The sequence below is a fragment of the Pseudarthrobacter kochi genome (genome assembly GCF_055412805.1).
This window is the reverse complement of record NZ_JBVAYV010000007.1, coordinates 1-19,051: the sequence shown is the minus strand read 5'-3', so window position 1 is coordinate 19,051 and position 19,051 is coordinate 1. Positions and strand designations below refer to the sequence as shown.

General features: G+C 67.0%; 21 protein-coding genes and 1 pseudogene. 12 read left to right on the top strand and 10 right to left on the bottom strand.

Annotation, left to right across the window (positions count from 1 at the left end; all coding sequences use genetic code 11):
* The first annotated feature begins 12 nt into the window (after nt 1-12).
* Genes hpaD through ACZY0Y_RS05665 form a run of 3 tightly spaced genes read left to right on the top strand, consistent with a single transcriptional unit; the run spans nt 13 to nt 2,695 of the window.
* Nucleotides 13-1,101, top strand: a complete 1,089-nt coding sequence (hpaD, locus tag ACZY0Y_RS05675; protein ID WP_463883139.1) for a 3,4-dihydroxyphenylacetate 2,3-dioxygenase — start codon at nt 13-15, stop codon at nt 1,099-1,101.
* A 2-nt stretch (nt 1,102-1,103) separates the two neighbouring features.
* Nucleotides 1,104-1,889, top strand: coding sequence for a 2-oxo-hept-4-ene-1,7-dioate hydratase (gene hpaH, locus ACZY0Y_RS05670; RefSeq protein WP_463883137.1), 786 nt, complete (start codon nt 1,104-1,106; stop codon nt 1,887-1,889).
* Complete coding sequence (locus ACZY0Y_RS05665; RefSeq protein WP_463957053.1) at nt 1,874-2,695, top strand: HpcH/HpaI aldolase family protein; 822 nt, start codon at nt 1,874-1,876, stop codon at nt 2,693-2,695. The genes hpaH and ACZY0Y_RS05665 overlap by 16 nt, the downstream gene beginning before the upstream one ends.
* Nucleotides 2,696-2,791: 96 nt before the next feature.
* On the opposite strand, the gene ACZY0Y_RS05660 is transcribed toward ACZY0Y_RS05665, so the two are convergent.
* Complete coding sequence (locus ACZY0Y_RS05660) at nt 2,792-3,190, bottom strand: hypothetical protein (RefSeq protein ID WP_463957052.1); 399 nt, start codon at nt 3,188-3,190, stop codon at nt 2,792-2,794.
* A gap of 544 nt (nt 3,191-3,734) precedes the next feature.
* Here ACZY0Y_RS05660 and ACZY0Y_RS05655 point away from each other — a divergent pair.
* The 4 genes from ACZY0Y_RS05655 to ACZY0Y_RS05640 all read left to right on the top strand — a co-directional run bounded on the left by ACZY0Y_RS05655 (nt 3,735) and on the right by ACZY0Y_RS05640 (nt 6,916).
* Entirely contained in the window at nt 3,735-4,187 is a 453-nt protein-coding gene (locus tag ACZY0Y_RS05655) for a hypothetical protein (protein ID WP_024367775.1), read from the top strand.
* Between the two features lie 125 nt (nt 4,188-4,312).
* Nucleotides 4,313-5,146: a COG1470 family protein gene (locus ACZY0Y_RS05650; RefSeq protein ID WP_463957051.1), complete on the top strand. Its 834-nt coding sequence runs from the start codon at nt 4,313-4,315 to the stop codon at nt 5,144-5,146.
* 1 nt (nt 5,147) lies between these two features.
* Entirely contained in the window at nt 5,148-5,657 is a 510-nt protein-coding gene (locus ACZY0Y_RS05645) for a hypothetical protein (RefSeq protein WP_463883128.1), read from the top strand.
* Nucleotides 5,654-6,916, top strand: a complete 1,263-nt coding sequence (locus tag ACZY0Y_RS05640; RefSeq protein WP_463957050.1) for a hypothetical protein — start codon at nt 5,654-5,656, stop codon at nt 6,914-6,916. The genes ACZY0Y_RS05645 and ACZY0Y_RS05640 overlap by 4 nt, the downstream gene beginning before the upstream one ends.
* Before the next feature lie 58 nt (nt 6,917-6,974).
* Here the strand turns inward: ACZY0Y_RS05640 and ACZY0Y_RS05635 are convergent, their stop codons facing one another.
* From ACZY0Y_RS05635 to ACZY0Y_RS05610, 6 genes are all read right to left on the bottom strand, one after another.
* On the bottom strand, nt 6,975-7,400 hold the full coding sequence (locus ACZY0Y_RS05635) for a heat shock protein transcriptional repressor HspR (RefSeq protein ID WP_463883124.1): 426 nt from the start codon (nt 7,398-7,400) through the stop codon (nt 6,975-6,977).
* A 15-nt stretch (nt 7,401-7,415) separates the two neighbouring features.
* The gene (locus ACZY0Y_RS05630; RefSeq protein ID WP_463957049.1) at nt 7,416-8,405 is read right to left on the bottom strand and encodes a DnaJ C-terminal domain-containing protein; all 990 of its coding nucleotides are present in this window, start codon (nt 8,403-8,405) and stop codon (nt 7,416-7,418) included.
* Between the two features lie 94 nt (nt 8,406-8,499).
* Nucleotides 8,500-9,180: a nucleotide exchange factor GrpE gene (locus ACZY0Y_RS05625; RefSeq protein WP_463883120.1), complete on the bottom strand. Its 681-nt coding sequence runs from the start codon at nt 9,178-9,180 to the stop codon at nt 8,500-8,502.
* Nucleotides 9,181-9,182: 2 nt separating this feature from the next.
* Nucleotides 9,183-11,045, bottom strand: a complete 1,863-nt coding sequence (gene dnaK / locus ACZY0Y_RS05620; protein WP_463883118.1) for a molecular chaperone DnaK — start codon at nt 11,043-11,045, stop codon at nt 9,183-9,185.
* A 274-nt stretch (nt 11,046-11,319) separates the two neighbouring features.
* A complete protein-coding gene (locus tag ACZY0Y_RS05615; protein ID WP_463957048.1) occupies nt 11,320-11,721 on the bottom strand; it encodes a hypothetical protein in 402 nt (133 codons plus the stop codon).
* Nucleotides 11,722-11,827: 106 nt separating this feature from the next.
* Nucleotides 11,828-12,598, bottom strand: coding sequence for a TetR/AcrR family transcriptional regulator (locus ACZY0Y_RS05610; RefSeq protein WP_463957047.1), 771 nt, complete (start codon nt 12,596-12,598; stop codon nt 11,828-11,830).
* 224 nt (nt 12,599-12,822) lie between these two features.
* Here ACZY0Y_RS05610 and ACZY0Y_RS05605 point away from each other — a divergent pair, with 224 nt between their 5' ends.
* The gene (locus ACZY0Y_RS05605) at nt 12,823-13,746 is read left to right on the top strand and encodes an NAD-dependent epimerase/dehydratase family protein (protein WP_463957114.1); all 924 of its coding nucleotides are present in this window, start codon (nt 12,823-12,825) and stop codon (nt 13,744-13,746) included.
* A gap of 37 nt (nt 13,747-13,783) precedes the next feature.
* On the opposite strand, the gene ACZY0Y_RS05600 is transcribed toward ACZY0Y_RS05605, so the two are convergent.
* A complete protein-coding gene (locus tag ACZY0Y_RS05600; protein ID WP_463883112.1) occupies nt 13,784-16,009 on the bottom strand; it encodes an MMPL family transporter in 2,226 nt (741 codons plus the stop codon).
* Nucleotides 16,010-16,211: 202 nt separating this feature from the next.
* Between ACZY0Y_RS05600 and ACZY0Y_RS05595 the strand changes: the two genes are divergently transcribed.
* Both ACZY0Y_RS05595 and ACZY0Y_RS05590 read left to right on the top strand, forming a co-directional pair.
* Nucleotides 16,212-16,763, top strand: a complete 552-nt coding sequence (locus tag ACZY0Y_RS05595; protein ID WP_463957046.1) for a MarR family winged helix-turn-helix transcriptional regulator — start codon at nt 16,212-16,214, stop codon at nt 16,761-16,763.
* 140 nt (nt 16,764-16,903) lie between these two features.
* The gene (locus tag ACZY0Y_RS05590; RefSeq protein WP_463883110.1) at nt 16,904-17,059 is read left to right on the top strand and encodes a hypothetical protein; all 156 of its coding nucleotides are present in this window, start codon (nt 16,904-16,906) and stop codon (nt 17,057-17,059) included.
* Nucleotides 17,060-17,130: 71 nt separating this feature from the next.
* Here the strand turns inward: ACZY0Y_RS05590 and ACZY0Y_RS05585 are convergent, their stop codons facing one another.
* Nucleotides 17,131-17,559, bottom strand: a complete 429-nt coding sequence (locus tag ACZY0Y_RS05585) for a hypothetical protein (protein ID WP_463883108.1) — start codon at nt 17,557-17,559, stop codon at nt 17,131-17,133.
* Between the two features lie 538 nt (nt 17,560-18,097).
* On the opposite strand from ACZY0Y_RS05585, the gene ACZY0Y_RS05580 reads away from it, so the two are divergent.
* Nucleotides 18,098-18,526, top strand: coding sequence for a hypothetical protein (locus tag ACZY0Y_RS05580; RefSeq protein WP_463957045.1), 429 nt, complete (start codon nt 18,098-18,100; stop codon nt 18,524-18,526).
* Between the two features lie 61 nt (nt 18,527-18,587).
* A complete protein-coding gene (locus ACZY0Y_RS05575) occupies nt 18,588-18,800 on the top strand; it encodes a hypothetical protein (RefSeq protein WP_463957044.1) in 213 nt (70 codons plus the stop codon).
* A gap of 30 nt (nt 18,801-18,830) precedes the next feature.
* Here ACZY0Y_RS05575 and ACZY0Y_RS05570 read toward each other — a convergent pair.
* Nucleotides 18,831-19,051, bottom strand: a pseudogene (locus tag ACZY0Y_RS05570) (IS110 family transposase); the annotation flags it as partial.

Sequence of the window (19,051 nt, the reverse complement as noted above, 5' to 3'; positions counted from 1 at the left end):
AGAGAGAACACCATGAGCAACATCATCCCCAAGCCCTCGGTCCCCGCCCCGGACATCGTCCGCTGCGCCTACATGGAAATCGTCGTCACCGACCTCGCCAAGTCCCGCGAGTTCTACGTTGACCTCCTGGGCCTGCACGTCACCGAGGAAGACGAGAACAACATCTACCTGCGCTCCCTCGAGGAGTTCATCCACCACAACCTGGTGCTGCGCAAGGGACCCATCGCCGCCGTCGCCGCGTTCGCCTACCGGGTGAAGTCCCCCGCCGAGGTCGACGCCGCCGAGGCCTACTACAAGGAACTCGGCTGCCGCACCGAACGCCGCAAGGACGGTTTCACCAGGGGCATCGGCGACTCCGTCCGCGTCGAGGACCCGCTGGGCTTCCCTTACGAGTTCTTCTACGACGTGGAGCACGTCGAACGCCTCACCCAGCGCTACGACCTCTACTCCGCCGGCGAGCTCGTCCGGCTGGACCACTTCAACCAGGTCACCCCGGACGTCCCGCGCGGCCGGAAGTACCTCGAGGACCTCGGCTTCCGGGTCTCGGAGGACATCCAGGATTCCGACGGCGTCACCTACGCCGTCTGGATGCACCGCAAGCAGACCGTGCACGACACCGCCCTGACCGGGGGCAACGGCCCGCGCATGCACCACGTCGCGTTCGCCACCCACGAGAAGCACAACATCATCCAGATCTGCGACAAAATGGGCGCGCTGCGCATCTCCGACCGGATCGAGCGCGGCCCGGGCCGGCACGGCGTCTCCAACGCCTTCTACCTGTACATCCTGGACCCGGACGGCCACCGCATCGAGATCTACACCCAGGACTACTACACCGGCGACCCGGACAACCCCGTCATCACCTGGGACGTGCACGACAACCAGCGCCGCGACTGGTGGGGCAACCCCGTCGTCCCGTCCTGGTACACCGAGGCCTCCCTGGTCCTGGACCTCGACGGCAACCCCCAGCCCGTCATCATCCGCGAGGAAAAGAGCGAAATGGCAGTGACCGTGGGTGCCGACGGCTTCTCCTACACCCGCAAGGAAGAGGACGGCCATGCCGGCGAGAAAACCGGGTTCAAGCTCGGGGCGCAGCTGTAGCCATGCTGGATGCCACAACGATCGAGGCCATCGCCGATGAACTGCTCGAAGCCGGCCGCAACCGGAAGCCTGTTCCACGACTGACTGCCCGCTACCCGGAGATGACGGTGGAGGACTCCTACGCGGTCCAGCAGTTGTGGCGGCGCCGCAACGAGGAAGCCGGCCGGACCCTGGTGGGCCGGAAGATCGGCCTCACGTCGAGGGCCATGCAGGCTGCCACCGGCATCACCGAGCCGGACTACGGCGCCATCTTCGATGACATGGTGCTGGAGACCGGCTGCTCGGTGGAGTGGGACAAGTACACCCATCCGCGGGTGGAGGTGGAGCTGGCGTTTGTCCTCAAAGACGCGCTCAAAGGCCCCGGCTGCACCATCTTTGATGTCCTGAGGGCCACCGACTACGTGGTTCCGGCCCTTGAGATCCTGGACTCCCGGATCGAGATGGAGGGCCGGACCATCGTGGACACCATCTCGGACAACGCCGCGATGGGGGCCATGGTGATCGGCGGCAACCCGGTGAAGCCGGACGCCGTGGACCTCCGCTGGGTCTCCGCCATCCTGTACAAGAACCAGACCGTGGAGGAGACCGGTGTTGCCGCCGGGGTCCTTGACCACCCGGCCAACGGGGTGCACTGGCTGGCCAACAAGATCGCCGCGCACGGGGACAGCATGAAGGCGGGCGACATCATCCTGGCCGGCTCCTTCACCCGGCCGATGTGGGTGTCCAAGGGCGACACCGTCCACGCCGACTACGGACCACTGGGAGTTGTGACATGCCGCTTCGAATAGAACCTCAGAACACCTTCCGGGATGCCCTGCGCAACCAAACCGGCCCTGCCGGCCGCCCGCTGGCCGGGATGTGGGTGTGCTCGGGCAGCCCGCTGGTGGCCGAACTCTGCGCCGGGTCCGGCCTGGACTGGCTGTTAGTGGATGCCGAACACAGCCCCAACGGGCTCGAATCCATCCTCGCCCAGCTCCAGGCCATCCACGGCTACCCCATCCACACCCTGGTCCGGCCCCCGGTGAACGACACCGTGGTGATCAAGCAGTACCTGGACCTCGGCGTGCAGAACCTGCTGATCCCCATGGTCAACTCGGCAGCCGAGGCGGAAGCCGCGGTGGCGGCCACCCGCTACCCGCCCCACGGGGTGCGCGGTGTGGGCTCTGCCCTGGCGCGCGCCGCACGCTGGAACCGCACCCCGGACTACCTCGCCCGGGCCGGTGAAACCATCAGCGTCACCGTCCAGATCGAATCAACCGCCGCTGTCGACGCGGTCGAGGACATCCTGACGGTCGACGGCGTGGACGCCATCTTCCTGGGGCCCTCCGACCTCGCCGCGTCCATGGGTCTACTGGGCCAGCAGGAGCACCCCCGGGTGCGGGCCGCCGTCGAACATTGCCTCGCCGCCGCCACAGCGGCTGGCAGGCCGGCGGGCGTGAACGCCTTTAACCCCGACACCGCCCGCCGCTATCTGGCCGCCGGTGCCTCGTTTGTGCTGGTAGGAGCCGACGTGGCACTGCTGGCCCGCGGCTCCGAAGCACTCGCGGCCGAATACATCCGGTCCTCCGACGGCGGCACCCCGGCCAGTTACTGAAGATCCCCGCTGTTTCCACAGCCCACAGCAACGTGGGGTCACTTCGCGCCCATCCCGAGGGGATTTACCGGCGCGAAGTGACCCCGCGTTGTTGGGCTAGGCCGCGGCGGATGCAGCCACGGACCGGGAAGCGGTCTGGTTGCGGAACCAGGTGGCCAGTTTCTTTCCTTTGCCCTTCCACCAGCTGTCCTCATCGCCGCCGTTGCGCCACCGGAAGATCACCATGACCATCACAAAGACTCCACCCGCGACGTCCTGCCAGGTCCCGCTGGCGGCATCGATGAGCACAGTGACCGCGCTGATCAGGATCGAGGGCCAGGCCAGCGTCGTGAAGACCGTGTTCGCCACGTAGCGGCGGTGGGACCGCGGCACCGAGAGCGCACGGACCATGTCGAAGCAGACACACACGACGACGACGGTCTGGCCGAGGGACAACAGGATTGAGCCGGGCAGGGATCCGGCGATGAGGGCCAGCGAACTGAGTCCGGAGTTCATGGCCTGCCCACGATCAGGGCGGGTCCAGGCGCCGACTTTCCCGGCCACATGGGATCAAACGTGAAGTGCTTCAACATGCGGTGCCCCCCGGCATCTACCACTGTCCGACTTGCCGGCTCGACTGGCCGGCAACCCCAATTCAACAGGGTGGCCGTCCGCGGGGTCCCGCGAGGAAGGTACGCGACTTTCGAGCGCGAGGCTACGTGGCTTACTTGAAGGTGTACTCACTTCAGTGCGCCGAAACACTTGGTGGCCGAACCCAGGGGCCACTTTTGCGTCCTGGCAAGCTTTCTCCTGCCGCGCCCCGGGCCGGGATTGCGCGTACGTCCTTTCGCGACCACCCGGTGTCCGGAATTCCAGTAATTCTGCGTGGAGGCAGGTAGTCGGAGTGACAAAAGACAGGTACCGCTACCTGTTGTGGCGCCCCAATTTCGAGGCAACGATGAGGCCATTCGATTCAGCGATGGCAACCGCAGGATTGGGGGGAAGCGGCTCTTGCCTGTTGACTCCTCTGTCCGGGTGCCCCACAGAAGGAGTCTCACAAATGCGCAAGCTCACCAAGAAGAGCAAGGTCATCGCCGTTGCAGCCTCGGTTGCCCTCGTGGCAGTCGGCGGCGGCACGGCCTACGCCTACTGGACCACCACGGGCACCGGCACCGGCACCGGCACCAACTCCACCGGCGGCGGTACCGTGACCCTGCATGCCAGCTTCGCAGCCGGCCTGGCCCCGGGCAACTCGGTGCCCGTCACGTACACGGCCGACAACAGCTCCAACACCGGCACGGTCGTCGGCGCTCTCACCGCGAGCGTGACCACGAGTGTGCCCGAATGCCTGCCGGCTTGGTTCACGGTCACCGCCACTACCTCGAACTCATCTGTCCTGGCGAACAGCACGGGCACCCAGGTGGGGTCAGGAACATTGGCGTTCCTCAATGACGCCGCCAACCAGGATGCCTGCAAGTCTGCCGTCGTCACGGTTACTGTCGGCAGCGTGTAGCTGACGTCCCCGGCGGGCCGGACACCCGGCCCGCCGGGCGGCCTTCAGGCCACCGCCCAGCAACCCATCAGTCACCGCCGACACCCACGACCCGCGCAACGCGCCCGGTCGAAGGAGGATAGGGAATGCAGCATCCACTGCGGTTCTTCCGGCTCGCCAAGGAACACGCGGGCCTCGCCGGCCGCGCCCTCATCATTGGCCTGCTGGCCATCTTCCTGCCCGCGGGCACACTCTACGCCGCCGGGCAGCAGTCGGCCCCGCCAAAGCCCGGGATCCTGCTGCAGGTCACGCCGTCCAGCCGGAACGTGGACCAGGGACAGGCCACGAGCTATTCCGCAACGGTCAGTTCCACCGGCGGATTTGCCGGCACAGTGTTGCTGGGAGTCACCGGCCTCCCCGCCGGGGCAGCGGCGAGCTTCTCGCCGTCGTCCGTCAAGCTGACGGCTGGGAGCACAGCCCAGCTCAGCGTGAACGTATCCACGGCATCCACGACAGCCGCCGGGGACTACGATCTGACACTGACGGGCCAGAGCGGATCCATCCTGTCGGCTGCCGTCAAGACCCAGTTGCGGATCAAGGCACCCCTGCGCGTCTTCGGGCTCGCCGGCGATGTGTCGGGCCTTCTCGCGCCCGGCACGAACCGGTCCCTGGACCTCGGATTCAACAACCCGGATAAAGGCATCGACGTCGGCAATCTGTCCGTCTCGATCACGGGTGTGGTCCGCACGCCGAAGGCGATCGCGGCCAACCTGCCCTGCACTGCACAGGACTATGCCGTGGCGCAGTACAGCGGGCGCTACCCCCTGACGGTCCCGTCCGGCAACAGCTCGCTCTCACAGCTCGGCGTTCCCCCGACCCAATGGCCCCGGATCGCCATGCTCGACACTCCACGCCTCCAGGACGGCTGCAAAGGCGCAGTCCTCCAGCTGGCGTACTCGGGATCAGGGCAGGGAATCTGACATGCGATCCACACGATCCCTGGTGCACGGCACCAAACTCGCTGGAACTGCCTCGGCCGGTGCCGCCGCGCTCTGCCTGCTGGCGGGCGGTGGCACTGCCTACGCGTACTGGGCCAGCACGGGCTCGGGTACCGGCGCCGCAGCGGCCGCCGCAATGCAGACCGTCACCGTCGACGCGTTAGTGGCAGGCGACTCGAACAGCACGAGCCTGGTCCCGGGCGGCACCGCTGACGTCATCCTCCGGACCAGCAACCCCAACGGCTTCGCGGTTCAGCTGTACGCGGTCGCCGCCAGCGGGGAGGTCACGGCCGATGCCGCCCATCCCGGCTGCACCACCACCGGGGTTTCCTTCACGGCCCCGGCCACCCCGCTCGCACCCGCCGTCACCATCCCGGCGAACTCTTCCCGGCTGGTCACCCTGCCGGGCGCGGCGAGCATGTCCGTGCTGTCGCAGTCCGCCTGTCAGGGCGCGACCTTCAAAATTCCCGTCACCGTGGAGGCACGACGATGAGCCGTCGCAACAGCCGCGAGGCACGCTCGCGCGCCCGGAGCCGCATTGCCGTCATCCTTGCCGGCGCTGCCCTCCTCTCGTGGGCCGGTCCGGGAGCCAACGCCTACTGGAAGGCGGTCTCGAACGGGGGTTCCGCGTCGTCCGCCGCAGACGCTGTGGCCGCCGGCGCAACGCCGGCGGCCACCGTGTCTGCCGGAAATGTCATGCTGGGATGGAAAGCCACCGCCACCCTCGCCGGTCGGCCTGTCAGCGGATACACCGTGGCGCGCTATGCCTCCGCATCGGGCGGCACGAAAGTAGCCGCCGGCGGCACTTGCGCGGGCACGGTCACTACGGGACTGGGTTGCACCGACCAGGGCGTCCCGACCGGCACCTGGTATTACACCGTCACTCCGGTGCTTGCGCAGTGGCAGGGAACCGAAAGCGTCCGGAGCAGCGCCGCCGCCGTGGACACCACGCCGCCGGCCGCCCCTTCGGTGGCTGCCCCCGCCTATGTCAACATCGGCAACGTCTCTGCAGTGCCGGTCAGCGGCACCACCGAACCCGGGGCGTCCATTGCCCTGGCTGTCACGGACGCCGGCGCGGCGCACACCGTCAACGCCACCGCCACCGCCACCGCGAACGGCTCCGGGGCCTGGAACATCACCGTTAACCTGTCGTCCCTGAACGCCGGAACGATCACCTACCGCGCGGTCGCGACCGACACCGCGGGCAACCAGGGTAACCCCGCGACGCCGGGCACCGCGGCCTCCGTCAAGGACGTCACTGCCCCGACAGTGAGCGGAGTTTTGCTGGCAGACGGCGGAGGCAGGAACGGCAAGCTCGACCCCAATGACAAAGCGACCATCACATTCTCCGAACGCCTGGACGCATCCACGATCTGCAGCAATTGGGCCGCCGATCCCAGCGGAACGCTGACATTGAGCGCGGACCAAGCCACGGTCAACATCAGCTCCGGCAATATCCTCAGCGTGGCCGTGGATAGCTTGGTCTGCCCGACATCGAGTATCGGCACCGTGTCATTGGGTGGCAGCTACTACGGCTCGGGAACGCTCAGCTACAAAGGAATCATCAGCTGGGATCGGTCCGCTAATACGCTCACCATCACGATGGGGGCCCTGATCTCGGGCAGCGTGGGTAACGGGACGGAACAGTCTGCTTTCCCGTCGTACACGCCGGCAACCGGGATGCGGGACCTCGCGGGCAACCCCTTCGCCAACACGTCCCCGGTCCCGGGCAGCACCAAGTCCCGGTTCTAACGCAAAGAGTGCCCGGGACCCTCAGGGGTCCCGGGCACTCTTTGGGTTAAGAATTGGCTCAGTCTTCGATCCCGCGCGGCCGCCACACCACCAGCGCCTGGGACCGTGCCCGCGGGCGCTTGCCGCGGGCCAGGCTCACGACGTCGCCCGCGGCTCCGGCGGCAAAGATGCGGGAGTCAAGGGCGCGGGGCCGGCGTTCGAGTTCTTCACTCAGCTCGGTGACCCGCCGTTGCAGGGCTGCCACATGGTTCTCCAGCTGGAGGATCCGCTTGATGCCCTCGAGGGAGACGCCCTCCTGCGAGAGCCGCTGGACCTCGCGGAGCATGCTGATGTCCCGCTGAGAGTACCGCCGCGACTTGCCGGGGGCCCGGCTGGGTGAGACGATGCCCAGCCGGTCATACTGCCGGAGCGTCTGGGGGTGCATGTCCGCCAGTTCCGCGGCAACGGAGATGACGAAGATCGGCTGCTCGTACTCGATAACCATGGCAGGCGTCCGTTCCTAGAGCCGCGCCTTGGCTGCCAGTTCGGCGCGGACATCCTCACCGGCCGTGGCCGCGGCGAAGGACTTGACGGCCTCCTCGGCTTCCTTGTTCAGCTTCCGCGGGACGGCGACGTCAATGGTCACCAGCAGATCCCCGGTGGCCTTGGTATGCTTCACGCCGCGTCCCTTGACACGGAGGGTACGGCCCGACGGCGTGCCGGCGGGCACGCGCACCTTGACCTTGTCGCCGTCGATGGTGGGAACCTCGATGTCGGCGCCCAGGGCTGCCTCCGGGAAGGTGACCGGAACGTGGATGCGCAGGTTGTCGCCGTCGCGGACGTAGAAATCGTGCGGCTTCACTGAGACGGTGACCATAAGATCCCCGTAGCCGGCCGGACCGTACTGGCCCTTGCCCCGGACGCGCACCTTCTGGCCGTCCTTGATGCCGGCCGGGATGCGGACATCGATGACCTCGCCGTCCGGTTCACGCAGGCCGATGGTGGTGCCCCGGATGGAACCGGCGAAGGAAATGGAGGTGGACGCCGTTCGGTCGGCACCCTTCTGCGGTGCACGCTGGAAGGACTGGCCCCCGCCGCCGAAGCCGCCGCCACCGCCGCCGAAGAGGTCGGCGAACTCGGGGGGAATGCCGCCGGCCGTGCTGTAACTGCCGGAGTGCCGTCCCCCGCCGCCGGTGAAGAGCCCGCCGAAGAGGTCTTCGAACCCGGCCCCGCCGGCAGCCCCGCCGGCGCCGCCGGGGGCGAAGCGTGCGCCGCCGCCCATGGCCCGGATGGCGTCGTACTGCTGGCGCTCGTCGGCATCGGAAAGCACGGAGTAGGCCTCGGAGATGTCCTTGAACTTCTTCTCCGAAGCGGCATTCCCCGCGTTGGTGTCCGGGTGGTGCTGCCGCGCGAGCTTCCGGTAGGCCTTTTTGATGTCGGCGTCGGAAGCGTCCTTGGCGACTCCAAGGATCTTGTAAAAGTCCTTGTCCACCCAGTCCTGGCTAGCCAATGGCGTTTCCTTTCAAATCTGTGTGCCGAGGTGACAGTTCGCGCCAATGTTTGGTCGAAACACGGGCGCGAACTGTCACTTCGATGGCGTACTGCTAGGCCGGGACGGCCACGATGACCTGGGCTGCCCGCAGGACCCTGTCGCCGGTTTTGTACCCGGAACGCAGGACCTGGCTGACGGTGTCGATTTCGACATCCGTGCCCGGCTGCTGGATGAGGGCCTCGTGGATCGTCGGGTCGAACTCCACGCCGGTCTCATCGATGCGCACCAGGCCGTACGTCTTCAGCGCGTTCTCCAGCTTGGCGGCGATCGCGGCGAACGGTCCGTCCGTGAGGTCACCATGCTGGCGGGCGGCGTCGACGTCGTCCAGTACCGGCAGCAGGGAGTTCAGGACGCCGATGACGGCCATCTCCCCTGCCACGGCACGGTCGCGTTCGACGCGCTTGCGGTAGTTGACGTACTCGGCCTGCAGGCGGCGGAGGTCATTCCTGAGCTCCTCCGCCTCCGCGCCGTCAGCACCCTGGGCCACGGAATCCGCGGCCGGAACGTCCACACTGTTGAGGATGTCCTCGGCCTGGGACAGGGCGTCCCCGGAACCGGAGTCGGAGTCTGCCGCGGCGGCGCGCTCCTGGTCGGGGTGGCGGGCCTGGCCGGTCTTCGGATCAACCTTGCGGTTGTCGTGGATGATCGGCTTCTGCGGCTCGTTTTCCCGCTGTTCGGCGTCGCGACGGCTCTCGGAAGAACCGTGCTCTTCTTCGTTACCGTGATGCGGCATGATTACTTCTTCTCGTCTTCGTCAACGATCTCGGCGTCGACGATGTCCTCGTCGGCTCCCGCGGCAGGCTCGCCGGCGGGGGCACCCTGGGCGCCGGTGGCGCCGTCCGGGGATCCTGCCTGGGCGTAGATGGCTTCGCCGAGCTTGGTCTGGGAAGCCTGCAGCTTCTCGAACGCGGTCTTGACGGCCGCGTCATCGGTGCCTTCGAGCGCTGCCTTGAGGGCGTCGACGTCGGCCTGGACTTCGGTCTTGACCTCTTCCGGCAGTTTGTCGGCGTTGTCGGCGATGAGCTTGTCCACGGAGTAGGCAAGCTGCTCGGCAGTGTTGCGGGTGTCGGCTGCCTCGCGGCGGGCCTTGTCCTCTGCTGCGTGCTCCTCGGCGTCCTTGACCATCCGGTCAATGTCTTCCTTGGAGAGGCTGGAACCGCCCGTGATGGTCATGGACTGTTCCTTGCCGGTGCCCTTGTCCTTCGCCGAGACGTGCACGATGCCGTTGGCGTCGATGTCGAAGGTGACCTCAACCTGCGGGACGCCGCGCGGGGCCGGCGCGATGCCGGTCAGCTCGAACGTGCCCAGCGGCTTGTTGTCGCGGGTGAACTCGCGCTCGCCCTGGAAGACCTGGATGGCCACGGACGGCTGATTGTCGTCCGCCGTGGTGAAGGTCTCGGAGCGCTTGGTCGGGATGGCCGTGTTGCGCTCGATCAGGTGCGTCATGATGCCGCCCTTGGTCTCGATGCCGAGGGAGAGCGGGGTGACGTCGATCAGGAGGACGTCCTTGCGCTCACCCTTCAGGACACCGGCCTGCAGTGCGGCGCCGACGGCGACGACCTCATCCGGGTTGACGCCCTTGTTCGGCTCCTTGCCGCCGGCGAGGTCCTTGACCAGGTCGTAGACGGCAGGCATGCGGGTGGAACCGCCGACCAGCACGATGTGGTCGATCTGGGACAGCTGGATGCCGGCTTCCTTGATGACATCGTGGAACGGCTTCTTGGTGCGCTCGAGCAGGTCCTTGGTGAGGTCCTGGAACTTGGCGCGGGTCAGCTGCTCGTCCAGGTGCACGGGGCCGTCGGGGGTGACGGAGAGGTACTGGAGGGAGACGTTGGTGCTCGAGGAGGAGGAGAGTTCCTTCTTGGCCTGCTCCGCCGCCTCACGCAGGCGCTGCAGGGCAATCTTGTCCTTGGACAGGTCAATGCCCTTGACCTTGAGCTGGTTCAGCAGGTAGTCGACAACGCGCTGGTCCCAGTCGTCGCCGCCGAGGCGGTTGTCGCCTGCGGTGGAGCGGACCTGGATGGTGGAGAAGTTGTCTTCGTCCTTGCCAACCTCGAGGAGGGAGACGTCGAACGTGCCGCCGCCGAGGTCGAAGACGAGGATGAGTTCGTCTTCCTTGCCTTTGTCCAGGCCGTAGGCCAGGGCGGCCGCGGTGGGCTCGTTGACGATGCGCAGGACCTTGAGGCCCGCGATTTCGCCGGCTTCCTTGGTGGCCTGTCGTTCGGCGTCATTGAAGTACGCGGGGACCGTGATCACGGCGTCCGTGACCTTCTCGCCGAGGTAGGACTCGGCGTCGTTCTTGAGCTTCATGAGGATACGGGCGGAGATTTCCTGCGCCGTGTACTTCTTGTCGTCAATGGCGACGGACCAGTCGGTGCCCATGTGGCGCTTGACGGAAGCAATGGTGCGGTCAATGTTGTTGACGGCCTGGCGCTTGGCGATTTCGCCAACCAGCACTTCGCCGGACTTGGAGAATGCAACAACCGACGGCGTGGTGCGGCCACCCTCGGCGTTGGCAATGACGGTGGGCTCGCCACCTTCGAGAACGGAGACGACGGAGTTGGTTGTTCCGAGGTCAATACCTACTGCACGTGACATGTGTTGCGTCCTTACTTTCCGTGGAAACTCGCCGGGATGGCTGCGGACCGCAATGCCTCTATCGGCAAGGGATCCGACCGTGATTGAGCGATCTGCACTCAACTCTACTCAGACCCCGATTAAAGTCAATCCAAAGTTGAGCGTCCTGCGCTCAACTTTGGATTTTGGACGGCGCGGCCCGCTCGTTGGAAGTCGCTCTCCCCCGGAATCCGGGGAGTACCCGGCCAACAGCGCGGCCAGCCGCCGGGTATTTCGCTGTGCGCGAAGTCCGCCTTCAGCGCTCTCCGCGGTCAGCTTCGTCGGCGTCTGCGTTCCGCTCCACTGCGTTCCGCGCGGGCACCTCATCAGCGCCCCGCCCAGCGGCGCGCGAGGCGCCGGCGGTTCCGTAGTCGCCTTCGGGATATTCGCCTTCCTCGGCGTCAGCCGGCGTCGCGGCGGTGCCGCCCGCCGCGCCGTAATCGCCTTCGGGGTAATCGCCTTCCTCCGCGCCGACGGCGGTGGCGCCGCTGGTGCCGGCCGCCCCGTAGTCGCCGGTGGGGTATTCGCCCTCTTTGGCCTCGGGCGGGTTCTCCCCGGCGGTGCCGGCCGTGCCGTAGTCCCCCTCGACATACTGGCCTTCTGCGGCCTGCTCTTCGGGTTCCGCTGCTGTTCGATCAAACTCGCTGTTTTCGGACATGGTTGGATCCTTCCTGGAAGCCTCGGCGCGCCCGGGCAGGCGCAGGGGCAGTCTATCGAGCGCCACCGGGAGACAACAGGGGGCAAGGAAAACCCCGGGGCATCGGCTATTCCGGGTGATCGGCGGCTTGCCGGCCGGTCTGGGTCGCCGGCTGTTCAATGCCTGCGAGGTCCGCCAGCACGGTCAGATGGTGGGCGAAGAGTTCATCCGGGGCGCTAAAGGTGTCCGCGCCGTACTGGCCAAAAACCTCGAAGCTGATGGCTCCGAACAGGGACGTCCAGACGAGCGCGCCGCGCGCCAGCAGCCCGTCGGGCACCGCGAGTCCCATCCCGCTGCGGATCCGCTCCAGGTCGGCGGAAAGTGGGGGGACGACGACGGTCTGACCGTCAGGCGCCGCCAGTCGCCCGGCCCGGTAGGCGCCGTCCAGCAGTGCCATCAGGGCGTAGATCACCCGGGTGCCCGGCACCATGGTCCGCTCGGCCGGCGCCTGGTATCCGGGCACAGGGCTGCCGAAGAGGAGCCCATAGCGGGCCGGCTCGCGCAGCGCCCAGCGCCGCACAGCGGACCCCAGGGCGCTGAACCGCCCGGCAAAGTCGGTCACGGGCAGGGCAGCGACGGCGCTGTCGACTTCGTCTCCGAGTTCGTTGTACGCGTCGATGAGCAGCAGGGTCAGCAGCTCTTCGCGGTTTTCCACGTACCGGTAGACCGCCGAGGAGACCACGCCGAGATCCCGCGCCACGGCGCGAAGGGAGAGTGCGGCAGCCCCGTGCACCGCCAGATGCTCCCGGCCGAGGCGCACAATGTCCTCGATGGTCCGTGCCCGGGCACGCTCGCGGGGAGTGGGCGGCTTCACGGCCAGGTCGGTGGTCTGCGGCATGGCTCCAGCATTCCATAAAGCAGAGCAGTGTCAACAAATGTGAGCACTGCTCTTGACTTTCGCCCCAGCCGGATCCATCCTGAATTCAGAGAGCAGTGCTCTCAGGTTCAGGTTGCGGCCTGGCTAATCCAGCCCCGGCCCGGGCCGCCGCAGCCCGATGCGACCACAACGAAAGCGAGAACACCGTGTCCCAGCCCGTATCCCCCGAGGCCCCGGCCACTGCCCTGTTTGTCGTCACGGGCGCCGGCCCCGTCGGCTGGACGGTGGCCGAACAGCTCGCGGCAGCGGGCCACCGGGTGCGGGTGCTCACCCGCTCCGGCACCGGACCGGACAACCCGCTGATCGAAAAGACGGCCGTCGATGTGTCCGACCCTGCGCGGCTCGGCGAGCTGTTCCGGGGCGCCAAAGCCGTGTTCCACTGCATCCACGGATCGCAGTACAGCGCAAAGGTCTGGGCGGAGGAACTGCCCGGCGCCGAGGAGGTGGTGCTTGCCGCGGCGGGCGAGGCCGGCGCCGTCGTCGTGTTTCCGGAAAGCCTGTACTCCTACAGCGAGCCGGAACGGCCGATGACCGAGGAGGGCCCGCGGAATGCCCGCGACGGCAAACGGGGTATCCGCACCGCACTGCTCGCGGCCCGTGCGGCGTCCGCAACGGACACAGTGAGTGTGGTGGCGGGCGATTTCTTCGGTCCCAGGGTCCGCGGCGCGCATGCCGGCGAGCGCATGGTGAAGCCGGTCCTGGCGGAAAAGCCCCTGATGGTAATTGGCAACGCGGGGCTGCCGCATTCCTTCACGTATGTGCCGGATCTGGCTGCCGCCATGATCAGGGCAGCTCAGGATCCTGCGCTGTGGAACAGGGTGTGGCACGCGCCGACCGGCCCCGCGCTCAGCCAGCGGAAGATTGCTGCAGCGTTCGCCGCCGCGGCCGGCGTCCGGGCGCCGCGGGTGGCCGCCGTCCCCGGGTGGGCGCTGCGAACGGTGGGCATATTCTCCGCCGGAACGCGGGAACTGGCCGAAACCCTGTACCAGTTCGACCACCCCTTCGTGATGGACTCGAGCGCCAGCGAAGAGGCCCTGGGGCTGCAGCCCACGCCGCTCACGGAAGCAGCCGCCGCCACCGTTGCCTGGTGGGGGGACCAGGAACAGTGACGGCGGCTGCGGCTGCGGGGGCAGGTGCGGCCTCGGGCTAGCGGATTCCCGCCTCCGCGGATTCCGCCTCCGGGGCAGCCGGGCGGACGCTCGCGGCGGCATCCTTCTCCGTGCGCCCCAGCTTGCTCGGCCACCAGATCCGGGGGCCGATGTCGTAGGCCAGGGCCGGAACGAGCAGTGAGCGGACCAGGACGGTGTCCAGCAGAACCCCGAAGGCCACAATGAAGGCCAGCTGCACGAGGAACATGATGGGGATGACGCCCAGGGCCGCGAAGGTGGCCGCGAGGACCACTCCGGCGGAGGTGATCACGCCGCCCGTGACGCCCAGGCCACGCAGGATGCCGGGCCGGGTGCCGTGCTTGATGGACTCTTCCCGGACCCGGCTCATCAGGAAGATGTTGTAGTCCACCCCCAGCGCCACAAGGAAGACGAAGCCAAAGAGCGGGACGGTGGCATCGGCTCCCGGGAATCCAAAGATGTTGTTGAACACGAAGGCGGAGACTCCCATGGCGGCGGCGTAGGACAGCACCACCGAGGCAACCAGCAGCACCGGCGCCAGCACGGAGCGCAGCAGCAGCATCAGGATCACCAGGATCACCGCGAGGACCACAGGGATGATGGTGACGAGGTCACGCTGGGCAGTGGTGTTCGTGTCCAGGGCCGTGGCGGTCACTCCGCCGACCAGGGCGCCGTCGTCGATTTTCTTCAGTTCCTGGCGGAGGGCCACCACGACGTTTTCAGCCTCGTTGGAGTCCGCGGCGAAGTTCAGCGTCGCGTTGATCTGGACCTTGCCGCCCCTGACCGCAGGAGCCGTGGGAGAAGCCGGGGCGCCGGGGGCGGCCGGAGCGCCGGGGACGATCGGAACGCTGCCTTCGGCCAGCAGGTAGGCGGCCCCGACGCCGTCGGTCGCTTTGGTCCTGGCCAGCACGTCCTGCGCCTTCGCCTCGTCAGCGACGATCACGGCAGGACTGCCGGAGCCGGCGTCGAAGTGCCGGGCCAGGGCGTCCTGGCCGTCGACGGCGTTGGACGCAGTGAGGATCACGTCGGTCTGCGGCACACCGTTGGCCTTGAGCTGGAGCACGCCGGCGGAGGCCACCAGGAGCAGCAGCACGGAGGCGATCCAGACAGTCCGCGGCCGGCGGGACACGAGGGACCCGGTGGCGCGCCACAACCCCTTCTGGCCCTCGAGGCCGGTCACGAGTTCGGGCTCGCGCTCAGTCTCCGGGAGCAGCTTGGGGCGGAACGGCCAGAACGCGGCGCGGCCCAGCAGCGCCATCAGCGCGGGCAGCAGGGTCAGGGCCGCGAAGAGGGAACACAGGATGCCTGCGGCCGCCACGGGGCCGAGTGCCTTGTTCGAGTTGAGGTCGGACAAGAGCAGGCACAGCAGCGCGATGATGACGGTGGCGCCGGAGGCCAGGATCGGCTCCCAGGCCGCCTTCCACGCGGTGAGCGCGGCGGCCGTCCGGTTGGTCGTGTGCGTCAGCGCCTCACGGAACCGCGCCACATAGAGCAGCGCGTAGTCCGTGGCGGCACCGATCACCAGGATGGACAGGATGCCCTGACTCTGGCCGTTGAGCTGGATCCAGCCGAGCTTGGCCATCCCGAAAACCAGCAGGATGGCGGCGCAGAGCGCGAAGACCGAAGTGAACAGCACAGCGATCGGCAGCAGCAGCGAGCGGTAGACGATCAGCAGGATCAGGAAAACCGCGGCAAGGGCCACCAGCAGCAGGATACCGTCGATGCCCGCGAAGGCGCTGACGAGGTCGGCGGCAAGCCCGGCCGGACCGGTTACGAAGGTCTGCATTCCCGCCGGAGCGGATGCCTGCACCTCCGCGCGGAGTTCCTTGACGACTTCCTTCACTTCGCCGGCCGAATCGATCGGGACTACAAACTGCACGGCCTTGGCGTCCTCGGACGGGATGGGGCCGACTACGGTGCTGCCGGCGCCCAGCGCCTCCAGCTTGCCCCTGAGGGCTGCCACCTCGCCGAGCTGGGCCGTGGTGAAGGCCGAGTCGCTCTCTATCACAATGACGGCTGGGACCTCATTGGTGTCCCGGAACTTGGCCTGCCAGTCCCGGACCTCCGTGGCCTCGGCTCCCGTCGGCAGGAAGGACGCCTGGTCATTGGAGGAGACCTCGCTCAGCCGGCCAAAGGTAGGCCCGCCGATCCCGGCGATGGCCAGCCAGGTGACGACGAGCAGGACGGGAATCAGCCAGCGCAGCCAGAAAGGGACGCGGGCACTGCCGTGTGGTGTCTTGTTCATGGTTCCTTCTGGTGCATGCCTGGGAGGAGTAGAATTGAGTCCATAGTAGACTATCTCCACAATAGAGATAAACCGGTGGGGTCCAATTCTTGGGAAATATTTCGACGCCGGGCCGGTCCGATGCCGAGGTCCGCTGAAGTAAACTCCGGAGGGCGCCTGCTGCGGAGCAGTGGGCAAGGCAGAGGAGAGAGGAAGGTTCGCCGTGACAGTTGATCCGCCGGGACGCCGCGAATCTTCCGGACCGCCTACCGGACCGCCTAATGGCCCGCCTAATGGCCCGCCGCCGCTGGTCCGCTTGCTTCAGGAATTCAGCCTCGAGGCCAACCGCTACGTGGATTCCGCCGGCGGCCGCAACGACATGCACCGGACGGACCTCAATGCCCTGGCCGTGATCATGCGGCACACCGCGAGGAACCAGATCGTCACGCCCGGCGTGCTCCGCAAGGAACTCCACCTGAGCTCACCCGCCACCACGGCACTGATCGACCGGCTGCACAGCTCCGGCCACGTGATTCGCGAGCGGGAGGGCCCGGACCGCCGCCAGGTCCAGCTCCGCATGACCCCCAAGGCCTACCGCGACGGCGGGGCCATGTTCCAGCCGCTGGCCCGGCATATGGCGGCCGCGATGGCCGAATTCACTCCGGAGGAACTGGGCATCGCGACGCGGTTCATGTCCTCGATGATCGAGGCGACGGTCAGGGCCGGGCAGGAGGCGGCGCAGCAGCCGGCACCGGCTCCCGCTGACCCGCACTAGTTGGCGTTTTCGCGCGCCCCAACGGCCATACCCGTGCGCCCGGCCGGCCAGCCAAGATGGCGGCCACGGCCAGCCCGAGCAGGACCACGAGTGCCCATCCGCTGAAGAGCAGCACGGCCAGCATCACAGCAGCAGCCATTATGACTCCGAACCAGGCCGGCGTCCGGGTGGGCAGCAAACGGATCCCGGCGAGCAGGCCAAACGCCGTCACTGCGGTGAAACAGGCCGACGCCGCCCCGATCTGGAGCTGCATGTCAACCAGCCCGGCTGCCGCCGCCCCGAAGGAATCTCAATGATGTTGTCAACGGATATTGGCGTGCCTATCGGGTGTCCCGGCCGGTTCACGGCCGGGACACCCGGGGTGTGTCTAGTTCGTCCAGCCGGGGTAGGGTTTACGGTCCCGCTCCGGCAGTTCTGCGGCGGTGGCGGGGAGGTTCTCCGGACCGTCGGACTGGCCGGAGGCCCAGTGGAAGAACACCTCGGCGGGGATCGCTTCGAAGCAGGCGTCCTGGGACCGGAACCAGTGCGTGGCGGTGTCTCCTTCGACGTAGGTTCCGTAGGCGAACAGTTCGCCGTTCCGATCGCGGGTGCGGGCGACGGCGAAGATGATGTAGGGCCAGGACCCGGCGTCCCAGCCCTCGCTGCCCCAGTTCGGCAGCACGGACCAGGCGGTGCCCTCGAGGGTGTCCATCCAGTCGTACCCGTCCCCTGCAACGTCATCGGCAGGAGGGACCGGGGCGGTGACCGTTTCGGCCGTGTCGGTCGTGACTGCGCGGGCCTGAGTTTGTGTGCTCATGCGGTGATGCTCCGTTTCGCTCGGGCGGGGCGGGTGCCTGACTTACCGGTTTCCCTCTCCCCCACCATGTTTTTTGCCTGCTGGCGGAGCATCGCGTAGCTGTGCCCGACGGCGCCGGGGCAACCCGAAGCAGCGGATGGATTGGGTGAGGAAATAAGCGCAGCGCCGAACGTAATCCGTCGGGTGTGCGGCCGTCCGCAGGACGGTTGAGCCGGTGGAGCGGGCGCGTAGGATCCAACGGACAGCAGCAAAAAGGAAAGAATAAATGCTTGTGCTGCCCGAGCGCAGCGAGGCCCCTTTCGCTCCTGTCGTGGAACCCTAAGCCGACAGCTTTACGTACCTTGCCCTCTTGGGCGGCGCCGGACCTGTGAATCACAGCGATAAATGGCGGCATTTCCGCAGCGCTAATTGGCACCTTTGGTTCGTCAAGCTGATGCAGCACGGCCTCTCGCCACTGTCAGAAGATCGCTGTCTGCTCCCTCGACGAGTGCACGTGAGAAGAGCCGCGACGGAATGGCGGTTTGGGACCCCTTGTGCAATGGCGGAACGTCATGCAAGAGTGCACCATCAGTTGACGGCGGCTTACACCGAAACCCCGTCCGGATGCTCAGGGGAAGCATTGAAAACTCGAAGACTCGGCGCGATCGGCGTCGTTGCTGCATTGGCATTGGCAATGGCACCCGCGATGCCCGCGCAGGCGGCCGTCACGGGCGCCAACGGCTATCTCAGCTGTCCCGCGGGTCAGGTCGTGTGGGTATTCGTGACGACACAGTACAGCGCACAGGTCAAGTTCTACTCCGGCACCGCCCTGCGCTACACGAGCCCGTACACCTATAGCGCTGTCAACAACTACGGAACCAGTTCAGTCAACTGGAGGGTGGAAACCACTGGAAACCTCCTGACGGTGAGCGACGAATGCCGCGCTAACTACAACCTGGTGACACCGACGAGCCCGCCAAGTGAATGAATCCATCCAGGCTGGGATCGTACGCACCCTCAGCACAATTCCAGTTCGTGTGTCTCGCCAAATGACCGGCACCGAGTATCAGGTGCGCGTGGCCGAGGTCCTCAACCTTTTTGACATCGAAGCGGTGGGCGACGAGACGGGAATTCGTTACGGGGGCGAGGGCGTTGAGCTGGAAGATCAGCCCCTGGAAGCGGCCATCCGCGTACTCATTGGGAAGCGGTTCGGCATCCCGGAATTCACAAATGAAAGCGAGCCAGGCAGGAGGCCCGCGTAGCGTTCCCCAAACGTACACCGTCCATTCTCGTCAGGCGGCCATGGATGGCGTCCCTGCCATAACGCGAATGAAGGTGGTGCCGTCGCGGAGCATGGCCCAGAGGACGTTCAGGCGGCGCCGGGCCAGGGACAGCATTGCCAGGATGTGGGTTTTGCCTTCGCCGCGTTTGCGGTCGTAGTAGGCCCGTGAGGCGGGGCAGCTCTTTAGGGCCGAGAGGCCGGAGAGGTAGAAGACGCGCAGGAGCCGGCGGT